Consider the following 12,290-nt stretch of genomic DNA (forward strand, 5'->3'; position numbering starts at 1 on the left):
GGTCCGCGCCGGACGAGAGCGACGTGGTCGCCGATCTACGCGCCCTGGTGGCCGGTATCGAAGCGGAGCAGAAAGCGCTGGCCCACAAGCACGCTCGTCTGTCGGCTCTGCTCGACGACGCCGTCGAGCATCGCCGAATGACGGCCCTGCCGCGCGATGCGGCGGACACACTGGCCGCGTTGATCGATGCCGCTGCCGAGACCGACCGAGAATCGCTGCTCCGTGAGCGTGACCTGCTCGAGGTGATGGCGATCTCGGGCACCGTCCCCGCGTCGTTCTTCGAGTCGATCACCGCGACGCTGGCCGATCCCGGCACCCGGCTGAAGTACCTGGCGCTCCTGCGCAGATTCAGCGCGCTCGAAGGCCGAGGGGTCGACGATGCCGCAGGTGACATCGATTCGCTCGCAGCAGAATTGGCGTCGGTGCTCGATATGAAGGCTCTCGCCTCGGCGGAGCCCGAGGTCACTGCCCACGAGAGCGGCCCGCTGAGTATCGACGACATCGTGCCCGATCCCGCTCAGCGCGCAGTGATCATCGAAGCCATCGCACGGCTGCAGACCAGCGAACCGAGCCGCGCTGGTGCTGCTCGATGACGGTCCACACCCCGGTCCAGGTCGGCAGATGGCGCGCGCTGCTGCTGTGGGCGCGGGGACGGCATGCGCCGATCGGCGCGGACTCGGCAACGTTCACGGCAGAACGTGGAACCCTTGCGATGCCGGTGATGTTCGGCGTCGTCACCGTCATCGAGATGGTCGTTCTGCACCTGCTGATTCCGGTCCTGTGGATCAGCGCAGTGATTGCAGCCCTGTCGGTGGCGTCACTGGTGATGCTCACCTCGTCGGTCGCACTGACCCGCGTCCATCCTCACGTTCTCTCGCCGACGACGCTCACTCTGCGAACCTCCGGGAAGGTCGTCGCGACGGTGGACCGAGCGAGCATCGTCTCCGCCAGAATCCACCGCCGCTACGGCGTCGTATCGCCGACTCTCGACGGCGGCCGGTTCGTGCTACCGAATCAGGACGGCACCATCGTCGACATCGACTTGTCCTGCGCCACAACGGTCAGCGTGCCCGCACCCCTGAAACGATGGAGGGTCGACGGCAGTGCCCACTCCTTCGCCCTTCAGGTGGACGATCCCGCAGCACTGGTTGCAGCGCTCACTCGGCCCGCCCCCGCGACCGGATCCGCGTCGGCGCGTCGGAGCAGACCGGTCGCGAACACCAGAACGATCAAGGCCAGCAAGGTGATAGCGGATCCGGCCCAGATGGGCGAGGTGTAGCCGAGACCGGCCGAGATCGTCACACCGCCGAGCCACGCGCCCAACGCGTTTCCGAGATTGAACGCGGCGATGTTCGCGCCGGACGCATCGTAGGAGCGTCGGATGCGAACGACATCACCCGCATCTGCAGCCCCGGGACCGTCGCGAAGCCGAACGCACCCATGAGCACGAGAGATGCGATCGTCGCCGGGCGACTGTCCGCGGTGAGCGCGAAGAAGACGAGTACGACGGTCAGTGCACCGAGCAGAATCATCAGCGTGCCGGTGAGGTTGCGGTCTGCCGCCTTTCCGCCGAGGTAGTTGCCGACGAACAGTCCGCCGCCGAACAACACGAGGAGCCACGGCACCGAACTCGACGCGAAGCCACTGACGTCGGTGAGCGTGAACGCGATGTACGTGAACGCACCGAACATGCCGCCGTAACCGAGCACCGTGACCGCGATGGAGAGCCATACCTGCACCGACCGGAACGCTCGCAATTCTCGACGCAGATTGCTCGCTTCACCGCTCCCGGTGTCGCGAGGAACGAGGGCGGCGATACCGATCAGCGCGACGACGCCGATCACCGTGATCGCCCAGAACGTAGAGCGCCAACCGTGGTTCTGCCCCAGTAACGTCCCGAACGGAACTCCGAGGACGTTGGCGGCGGTCAGGCCGGCGAACATCATGCGATCGCTCCTGCCTTCTTGGCCGGCTCGACCAGGCTTGCCGCGACTACGGCACCGATGCCGAAGAACGCTCCGTGACACAGCGCTGCGACGACGCGGCCGAGCAGCATCATCTCGTAACTGCTCGACAGTGCGGAGACGAGATTGCCGACGATGAACAGACACATCAGTGCGAGCAAGACCTTCTTGCGCGGAAACCGTGTCACGGCGGCGGTGACGACCAGGGCCCCGACGACGACGGACAGCGCATAGCCGGTGATGAGCCAACCGGCAGTGGCCTCGGTGACCGCAAAATCGGCCGCGACTTCGGGCAGTAGGCCCATGATGACGAATTCGGTCAAACCGATTCCGAATCCCCCGATGGCGAGGGCGAGCAAGCCGAGTGGCATGTCTGAACTCCTGAATGGAAGATGCGTACGCAATTATCGAGCTTCCGCGCGTAGTTGCACGCGCCTGATAAATGCTTGCATACGCCTCATACATGCGCAAGCCGATCAACGCGAGAATGTGCCCGAAACCGTCCGCGAACTGGGACTATCGCCGCAAAGCAGACTCCGAGGGGTACTTCACCTCATGTACACGTATTGTTTGCCCCTGAATCCCCGATCTCACCTGAATCGGGTACCGCCGTCCGCGACCCCCGACCCAGTGGTCGATACACAGCCGGGAAGTCACTTCTCCACCATGCACGCACCCCAGAGCAGCGCCGATACCGATTCGGTCGCCGATACCTCGGCCCTTGCGGTTGTTCCGGCTCAGGGGGCCACAGCTCCGCCGCCGAGCGGACCGCGTCGGCCACCGCAGCGGCATGATCTCAACGGCCTGCGTGGTGTCGCCATCGCCCTCGTTGTGGTCTTCCACATCTGGATGGGTCGAGTGTCGGGCGGCGTCGATGTATTTCTCACCCTGTCCGGCTTCTTCTTCACCGCATCTCTGCTGAGATCGGCCGAGTCCGGCGCAAGCCTGAACCCGATCACTCGCATCTCGCGGATACTGCGCAGACTCGGCCCGCCGTTGCTGATCACCTTGTTCGCGGTGGCCGTCACATCGGTGTTCCTGCTTCCGCGGACCCGATGGGCCGACCTGGGCGATCAACTGGTGTCCGGTGTCTTCTACTTCGTGAACTGGCAGCTGGCGACGACGGCGAACGACTACCTGGCGGCCGACCCCTCGGTCAGTCCCGTTCAGCACCTGTGGTCGGTGGCCGTGCAGTTCCAGTTCTATCTGCTGGCCATTGCCGTGGTGTTCGGTCTCGCCTGGGTCCGACGCATCGCGCAACCCGAGGGACCACGAAGTCTCCGACCGCACACCTTTGCCGTGATCTTCGCGATCGTCGCCGTGCTGTCCTTCGTGTATGCAGCGGACGGTGTTCGACGCCACCAGGCGTGGAACTACTACGACACGGGGGCGCGGCTGTGGGAGATCATGCTCGGTGCCGCAGTCGCCGCCGTGTTCGCCGCACGCAGCGACAAGCCGGCGGCCGAGCCGACGGCCGACGGCACCCGAACGTGGTCGACCGCACGCGGTGCCCTTGCCGTCATCGGCATGACAGCCATCGTCGCGTGCGGCTTTCTCGTCGACGGTGTGGCTGCATTTCCCGGCCCTTTGGCCCTCGTTCCGGTGCTGGCCACCCTCGCATTGATCGTCGCGGGCTCCGAGACCGCCGTAGCGGCCACACTCTCCAACCCGTTCTTCGCCTGGCTCGGATCCATCGCGTTTCCGCTCTACCTGTGGCACTGGCCGCTACTGATCTTCTACCTTTCGGCCACCGGTCGATCCCACGTCGACATGCTCGGCGGCCTGGGCATCGTCGCTGCCTCGATCGCACTCGCGTTCCTCACCGTCCGACTGGTCGAGCGACCCACGCAGTCGACGACGTTCACCCCGGGACGCATCGCGGTGACCGCCTGCGCAGTGGTCGCCGCGATCGCGGTCACCGCGAGTTCGATCGGATGGAACGCCTACATCAGCCGATCGATCACCGCCGTGCAGGCCGATGGATCGGTCGACGAGCTGACCCACCCGGGGGCGCTCGAATTGACCGACGGAATTCGCTCGGACCCTGCCGACCTGAGCCCGCCCCTCTACTCCGCACCCGAGGACCTGCCGGCCACCACCCTCGAGGGCTGCATCGCGGACTTCGAGACCCGGGACGCGATCTCGTGCTCCTACGGCGACGTAGACGCGACCCGGACCATCGTGCTGGCCGGAAGCTCGCACGCCGAGCACTGGGTCACGGCCCTCGACGCCCTGGGACGTCAACACGGCTTCGCGGTGGTCACCTTCCTGAAGATGGGATGCCCGCTGAGCGCGAACACGATGCCGATGCTCGGTCCGAACGAGTACCCGGATTGCCTGGACTGGACGCAGACCGTGCTCGCCGACATCGCCGACATGAAACCGGACTACGTGTTCACCACCGCTACCCGGCCTCGGGAGGACGCCCCCGGCGACTTCACGCCCCCCTGGTACGCCACGGTGTGGCAGCAACTGACCGCGGACGGCGTCGGAGTTCTGGGCATCCGAGACACGCCATGGCTCGCGTATCGGGCCATCGACTGCCTCGCCGACGGCGGCACGGCCACTTCCTGCGGTATCCCGAGGGACGAGGCGTTGGACCCCGTCAACCCGGCCTTGGCCTCCTCGTTTCAGCTGCGCGGGTTCTCCGCTCTCGACCTGTCCGATGCGGTGTGCGACGACACCGTGTGCCGCGCCGAGCAGGGCAACGTTCTGATCTACCGTGACGAACACCATCTCACCGCGACCTACGTGCGAACCCTCACCACCGAGCTGGGCCGACAGATCGGATCGGCCACCGGCTGGTGGGCCGGACCGTGATCCAGTGGGGTCCAAGGCCAGGGGCATGCGGCTCGCGCTCGGTAAGCCCGGGCCCACCCGCCACAGTAGGTTGATCCATGCTGCACGAAGCCTCCGACGACACGCCAGCCATCGCAGTATGGCCGGGATCCGCTTATCCGCTCGGCGCGACCTACGACGGAGCAGGAACCAATTTCGCACTGTTTTCCGAGGTCGCGGAGGCCGTGGATCTGTGCCTGATCGCCGACGACGGAACCGAGACCCGCATCCGTTTCGAGGAATCCGACGGCTACGTCTGGCACGCATATCTGCCTACGGTGGTGCCCGGTCAGCGCTACGGCTACCGCGTTCACGGCCCGTGGGATCCGGCAGCCGGGCATCGCTGTGACCCGAGCAAGCTGCTCGTGGATCCGTACGGCAAGGCCTTCGAGGGATCGTTCGACGGCGATCGATCGCTGTTCTCGTACAACATGGACGCGCCGGCTCCCGAACCCGAGACCGAGGTACAGGTCGACGAGGAATCCGCGGATTTACTCGACGCCCAGGCCCCGTTCGAGGACGCCACAGATCTCGCCGATCCCGAAAACGAGATCATCGAGGAAGCTCCCGTCGCGCACGACGACGTGCCGAACAACGGCTTCCCCCAACACGATTCGCTCGGACACACGATGACCACCGTCGTGATCAACCCCTTCTTCGACTGGCAGGCCGATCGCGCCCCCAAGCGCCCGTATCACGAGACGGTGATCTACGAGGCCCACGTCAAGGGCATGACGATCAACCATCCCGACATCCCCGAATCCGAGCGCGGCACCTACGCGGGCCTGGCGCATCCGGTGATCATCGACCACCTCAACCACCTCGGTGTCACGGCCATCGAGCTGATGCCGGTGCACCAGTTCATGCAGGATCAGGTTCTGCTGGACAAGGGATTGCGAAATTACTGGGGCTACAACACCTTCGGCTTCCTCGCCCCGCACGCGGAGTACTCCTCGCTGCAGTCTCCCGGTGCCGCGGTCACCGAGTTCAAGGCCATGGTTCGTGCGTTCCACGCCGCCGGCATCGAGGTGATCCTCGACGTGGTCTACAACCACACCGCCGAGGGCAACCACATGGGCCCGACCATCAGCTTCCGCGGGATCGACAACGCCGCGTACTACCGGCTCGTCGACGGCGACCTCGAGCACTACATGGACTACACCGGTACCGGCAACAGCCTCAACGCGCGACACCCGCACACCCTCCAGCTCATCATGGATTCACTGCGCTACTGGGTCACCGAGATGCACGTGGACGGATTCCGATTCGACCTCGCGTCCACCCTGGCTCGGGAGCTGCACGACGTCGATCGCCTGAGCGCGTTCTTCGATCTGGTGCAGCAGGATCCGGTCGTCAGCCAGGTGAAGCTGATCGCCGAGCCCTGGGACGTGGGCGAAGGCGGCTACCAGGTCGGCAACTTCCCCGGCCTGTGGACGGAGTGGAACGGCAAGTACCGCGACACCGTGCGCGACTACTGGCGGGGCGAGCCGGCCACGCTGGGCGAGTTCGCGTCGAGACTGACCGGATCCTCGGATCTGTACGAGGCCACCGGCCGTCGCCCCGGTGCCAGCATCAACTTCGTCATCGCGCACGACGGGTTCACCCTCAACGATCTGGTGTCGTACAACGACAAGCACAACGACGCCAACGGTGAGGACAACAACGACGGCGAGAGCCACAACCGCTCGTGGAACTGCGGCGTGGAAGGCCCGACGGACGATCCGGAGATCCTGGACCTGCGTGCCCGCCAGATCCGCAACATCATGGCGACGTTGCTGCTCAGCCAGGGCACGCCGATGATCGCCCACGGCGACGAGATGGCGCGCACTCAGCAGGGCAACAACAATGTCTACTGCCAGGACTCCGAACTGGCCTGGATGGACTGGTCGTTGGCAGAGAAGAACGCCGAACTGATCGAATTCACCCGCAACGCAATCGCATTGCGCGCCGACCACCCGGTGTTCCGGCGTCGACGGTTCTTCGAGGGACGCCCCATTCGAACCGGCGAGCAGGCCCGAGACATCGCCTGGCTCACCCCCGCGGGCGAGGAGATGACTCCCGAGGACTGGGACAGCGGATTCGGCAAGTCACTCACGGTGTTCCTCAACGGTGACGGAATCCCGGAACCGAACCAGCGCGGCGAGCGCGTCATCGACGACTCTTTCCTGTTGTGCTTCAACGCACATCACGAGACCATCGAGTTCGTGACCCCCGACGGAAACTACGCAAAGGAATGGACGGTGGCGCTGAACACCGCGTCGCGAACCGGGGCAAGTGAGAAAACGATCGAAGCGGGTACACCGGTGGAGGTCACCGCTCGTTCCCTGCTCGTTCTACGAAAGACTGCCTGACACATGCCGCTGCCCACCAGTACATACCGGTTACAACTGCGGGGCGATGCCTTCACCCTGTCCGACGCCTCCGACGTGGTCGACTACCTGCACGACCTCGGGGTCACCCACCTCTATCTGTCGCCGATCCTGACGGCAACGGACGGGTCGACGCACGGGTACGACGTCACCGATACCGGGGCGGTCTCGGCCGCACTGGGGGGCCGAGAAGCATTGACACAGCTGCATTCTCGTGCTGCCGAACTGGGCATGGGGATCATCGTCGACATCGTGCCCAACCACGTCGGCGTGGAGGATCCGCGGCAGAACCGATGGTGGTGGGACGTACTGCGTCGTGGTCGCGACTCCGAGTACGCGACGTACTTCGACATAGACTTCGGAGCCGACAACGGCGTCGACGGCAAGATCGCCATCCCCGTCCTCGGTAGCGCGAGCGACGTCGGCGAGCTGACCGTCGACCGCTCCGAGGATCAGCCTCTGCTCGCGTTCTACGAGCACCGCTTCCCCATCGCCGACGGCACCGACAACGGCGACGCCCAGGCCGTGCACGATCGTCAGTCGTACCGTCTGGTGAGCTGGTCCGACGGGCTGATCGGCTACCGCCGGTTCTTCTCGGTGAACGGTCTGGCGGGAATCCGGCAGGAAGACCTCGACGTCTTCACCGACTCGCATCGTCAGGTGGCCGGCTGGATCGAGGACGGTCTGATCGACGGACTTCGCGTCGACCATCCCGACGGCCTGGCCGACCCCGCCGGCTATCTCACCGAACTACGCGGACTTCTCGGCCCGGACCGATGGCTGGTCATCGAGAAGATCCTGGCCGACGGCGAACCGCTGGACGAATCGCTCCCCGTCGACGGTACGACCGGATACGACGCCTTGGCCGCGGTCGGCGGAGTGTTCGTCGATCCCGAGGGCGTGCACGCACTCACCGCGTTGTCCCAGGTTCGTTCGGGAATCGCCTACGACAGCGAGACGCTGCACGAGACCGAACTGGACCTCAAGACCGGTGTCGCCCGCGGCGATCTGTCCCCGGAGGTGCGACGCCTCGCGCGCGCCGTCGTGCGTGAGTCCGGCACCACCGTCGATCTCGAGTCCGTCATCGACGCGATCGTCGCCGTCGTCGCGGCCGTCCCCGTGTACCGAACCGACTACGCGCCGCTCGCGCGTGTACTGCCCGGCGTGATCGCGGAGATCGGCGAGGAGCAGCCCGAGCTGGCAGCCGGCCTCGGCGCGTTGACGACGGCTCTGATCAGTGGTGCCGAATCGCCGGTGCGATTCGATCAGGTGTGCGGTGCCGTCACCGCCAAGGGTGTCGAGGACTGCCTGTTCTACCGCGCGAACCGACTCATCTCCTTGCAGGAGGTCGGCGGCGATCCCAGCCGATTCGGTTGCAGCACAGAGTTCTTCCATCTCACCAACGCAGACCGCGCGAAGCGCTGGCCGGCGGCGATGACCACGCTGTCGACTCACGACACCAAGCGAGGCGAGGACGTGCGGGCGCGCATCGGCGTGCTGTCGCAGACCCCCGAACTGTGGGCCCGATGCATCACCGACTGGGAAGAACTGACCCCGAGTCCGGACGGTACAACCGGAATGTTCCTGTGGCAGAACCTGTTCGGAGTCTGGCCGACCGACGGAGTGGTCACGTCCTCGTTGCGTGAACGCGTCCACGCCTACGCGGAGAAGGCGATCCGCGAGGCTGCCCTTCGCACGACGTGGACCGACCCGGACGAGGAATTCGAGTCCGCGGTACACAGTTGGCTCGACGCGATCTTCGACGGTGCCGTCGCGCGTTCGATGTCGATGCTCGTCGAGAAGCTCGCTCCGCACGGCCATTCCGACGCACTGGGTCAGAAGCTGTTGAACCTGGCCGGGCCCGGCATCCCCGACGTCTACCAGGGCACCGAGTTGTGGGAGGACTCGCTCGTCGACCCCGACAACCGCAGGCCCGTCGACTACTCGGTCCGTCGATCGATGCTCGCCGCCTCGAATTCCGCTGCGCTCTCGATCGATACCGGCGCTGCCAAGCTCGCCGTCGTTCGCTCCGCACTGCACGTGCGACGCGAGCGGCCCGAGAGTTTCGTCGGCGGAACCTACACACCCATCGTCGCGGACGGATCCGCGGCCGAGCACCTCGTCGGATTCGCGCGCGGCCCGGTGGCCGGCCACGTCGACGTGCTCGCACTCGCGACGAGGCTTTCGCTCGGCGTATCGGAGAAGGGCTGGGGCGAGACAACCGTGACCCTGCCCGACGGCCGCTGGCTCGACCGCATCACCGACGTCGAACACACCGGCACGGTGTCGGTGGCCGCGGTGTTCGCCTCACTCCCGGTCGCACTTCTGGTGCGCGACAACGAAGGAACGGTGACACAGTGACGTCCTCCACAGATACATCACGGGCAGCGACATCACCGGCAGCGACTCGTCGGTTCCAGGTCTGGGCACCGACCCCGAAGACCGTCCGCCTCCAGCTCGACGACGCGGTGCATCCGATGCAGAGCTCCTCGAACGGGTGGTGGCACGCGGACGTCGACTGCAGCCCGACGAGTCGTTACGGCTTCCTGCTCGACGACGCAGACAAGGCCCTCCCGGATCCGCGGTCACCCCGGCAGCCCGACGGGGTACACGAGCTGTCGCAGGTCTTCGACCTCGATCCGACGCTGTGGACCGACGCGGCCTGGACCGGACGGCAACTGCCCGGCTCGGCGATCTACGAGCTCCACATCGGCACGTTCACCGACGAGGGCACGTTCGACGCGGCCATCACCAAGCTCGATCACCTCGTCGATCTCGGCGTGACGTTCGTCGAGATCATGCCGGTCAACGGGTTCAACGGCGTGCACAACTGGGGCTACGACGGCGTTCTCTGGTACACCGTGCACGAGGGATACGGCGGCCCGGAAGGGTTGCAGCGCTTGGTCGATGCCTGCCATGGCCGCGGCATCGGCGTCGTTCTGGACGTGGTCTACAACCACCTCGGCCCGTCCGGCAACTACCTGGACCGCTTCGGCCCGTACATGACCGAGGGTGCCAACAGCTGGGGCCAGGCGATCAACTACGCCGAGGCCGACTCGGGTGAGGTGCGGCGCTACGCCCTCGACAACGCGCTGCGTTGGTTCGCCGAATTCCACATCGACGCGCTGCGACTCGACGCGGTGCACGCGATCGTCGACCACACTGCGGTGCACCTGCTCGAACAGCTGTCGATCGAAACTCGCAGCCTGTCCGCACATCTGGGTCGGCCACTGACCCTGATCGCCGAGAGCGATCTCAACGATCCGATGCTGATCACTGCTCGGTCGGGTGGCGGTTACGGACTCGACGCCCAGTGGGACGACGACATCCACCATGCGATCCACGCCGCGGTCTCCGGCGAGCGGCAGGGCTACTACGGGGATTTCGGTTCGCTGCAGGGGCTTGCGAACACGTTGCGGCAGGGCTTCTTTCACGCCGGTACGTACTCGAGTTTCCGCGGTCGCATCCACGGTCGCCCACTGGACACCCGGCGTATCCCGGCCAGTTCTCTGGTGACCTACACGACCACACACGACCAGGTGGGCAACCGCGCGATCGGCGACCGACCGGGCTTCTACCTCTCCCCCGGCCAGCTCGCAATCAAGGCCGCACTGGTGCTGACCTCGCCCTACACTCCGATGCTGTTCATGGGCGAGGAATGGGGAGCGTCGACGCCGTTCCAGTTCTTCACCTCGCACCCCGAGCCCGAGCTGGGCAAGGCGACCGCAGAGGGGCGCAAGGCGGAGTTCGCCGAGCACGGTTGGGACAAGAGCGATATCCCCGATCCGCAGGATCCCGAGACGTTCACACGGTCGAAGCTGAACTGGTCGGAGCTGGGCGACGGTGATCATGCGCGGCTACTGGCCTTCTACCGCGATCTGCTCCGGCTGCGCCGTGACCGGACCGAACTGACCGATCCGTGGCTCGACCACGTGAAGGTGGACTACGACGAGGACGCGCAGTGGATCGTCGTACGCCGAGGCCGCATCAGCGTGGTGTCCAACCTGTCCGAATCCGCGGTGACAGTACCGGTCGGCGGCTCCACACTGCTCGAATGGGAGCCGACGACCTCGAACGAAACCCGCTCTGCCACCACGGTTCCCGGTCACTCCGTCGTCGTACTGGAGTCCTGACGCCTACGTAGGTTGACCAGGACGAACACGGCGGTGATCGCCAGCACCACCGCGGTGGCGACGGCCGCGACATGCATGCCCGACACGAACGCAGCATGTGCGGAATCGAGCAGAACCGTCGCCACCGAGTCCGGCAACTCACGAGCCACCGCATCCGCGCCGCCGAGTGTTTCGCCTGCCTTTGCTCCGAGCTCGGGGGGCAGCTGAGTGACGTCGATTCCGCGACGGAAGATGGCCATCACCACGGTGCCGAGTACAGCGACACCCAATGCGATACCCAGCTCGTACGCGGTCTCCGACACCGCCGAGGCAGCTCCCGCTCGTTCGGGTTCGACCGCGCTGACCACCAGTTCGGAGGTGAGCGTCAGCGCGACACCCACGCCGGCTCCCACGAGCACGAACCCGGCGATGAACAAGGCCGGTCCGCTGTCCGTCGCGAGCCCGACCAGGATGCCTGCGCCCGCAGCCGCGACGAACATCGCGACACCGAGAACCGTTCCCGCGCTGAAGTATCGAACCAGGACCGCGACCAGCAGTGAGGTGACGATACTGGCGGCGGTACCCGGCAGCAGTAACAGTCCCGCTTCGAGTGGACTGTTGCCGAGCACGAGCTGCAGGTACTGCGAGCCGAAGAACAACACGCCGGCGAGTGCGAACACCGACAGGAAGTTCGTGGCCACGCCCGTCGAGAATGCCCGGTTGGCGAACAGTCGCAGGTCGATCATCGGGGCGGCAAGAGTCCGCTGCCGACGGACGAACACGAATCCGGCGATGACGCCGACCACCGCGGAGAGCAGGTAGACCACGTCGAATCCGTGTGCCGCAGTCTCTTTCACCGCGAACACCAATGGGACGATGGCGAGCATCGACAGTGCCGAGCTCGTCAGGTCGAAGCGCCCCGGGTTCGGATCCTTGGACTCGGGGATGACCAGCGGCCCGAGAGCGATCAGCACGATCATCACGGGGATGTTGATCAGGAACACCGA

General features: G+C 65.7%; 6 protein-coding genes and 1 pseudogene. 5 read left to right on the forward strand and 2 right to left on the reverse strand.

Going from position 1 to position 12,290, the window contains the following annotated elements; genetic code table 11:
* A partial coding sequence (locus RHBS_RS29055) for a hypothetical protein (protein WP_187298513.1) occupies positions 1 to 593 on the forward strand: 593 nt, incomplete at its 5' end.
* Positions 594 to 1,122: 529 nt separating this feature from the next.
* Here RHBS_RS29055 and RHBS_RS15960 read toward each other — a convergent pair.
* Positions 1,123 to 2,335: pseudogene (locus RHBS_RS15960) on the reverse strand (MFS transporter).
* A gap of 295 nt (positions 2,336 to 2,630) precedes the next feature.
* Here RHBS_RS15960 and RHBS_RS15965 point away from each other — a divergent pair.
* The 4 genes from RHBS_RS15965 (at position 2,631) to treZ (ending at position 11,304) form a co-directional block, all read left to right on the forward strand.
* Complete coding sequence (locus RHBS_RS15965) at positions 2,631 to 4,784, forward strand: acyltransferase family protein (protein WP_121869640.1); 2,154 nt, start codon at positions 2,631 to 2,633, stop codon at positions 4,782 to 4,784.
* 77 nt (positions 4,785 to 4,861) lie between these two features.
* A complete protein-coding gene (glgX, locus tag RHBS_RS15970; RefSeq protein WP_121869639.1) occupies positions 4,862 to 7,153 on the forward strand; it encodes a glycogen debranching protein GlgX in 2,292 nt (763 codons plus the stop codon).
* A 3-nt stretch (positions 7,154 to 7,156) separates the two neighbouring features.
* Complete coding sequence (gene treY / locus RHBS_RS15975) at positions 7,157 to 9,532, forward strand: malto-oligosyltrehalose synthase (protein WP_121869638.1); 2,376 nt, start codon at positions 7,157 to 7,159, stop codon at positions 9,530 to 9,532.
* Positions 9,529 to 11,304 (forward strand): malto-oligosyltrehalose trehalohydrolase, encoded by a 1,776-nt coding sequence (gene treZ, locus RHBS_RS15980; protein ID WP_121869637.1) that lies wholly within the window; start codon positions 9,529 to 9,531, stop codon positions 11,302 to 11,304. Before treY ends, treZ begins: the two co-directional genes overlap by 4 nt.
* Here treZ and RHBS_RS15985 read toward each other — a convergent pair.
* A partial coding sequence (locus RHBS_RS15985; protein ID WP_128646014.1) for an MFS transporter occupies positions 11,277 to 12,290 on the reverse strand: 1,014 nt, incomplete at its 5' end. The two genes, treZ and RHBS_RS15985, sit on opposite strands and share 28 nt — an antisense overlap.

Source organism: Rhodococcus sp. BS-15, assembly GCF_000813105.1.
Taxonomy (GTDB): Bacteria; Actinomycetota; Actinomycetes; order Mycobacteriales; family Mycobacteriaceae; genus Rhodococcoides.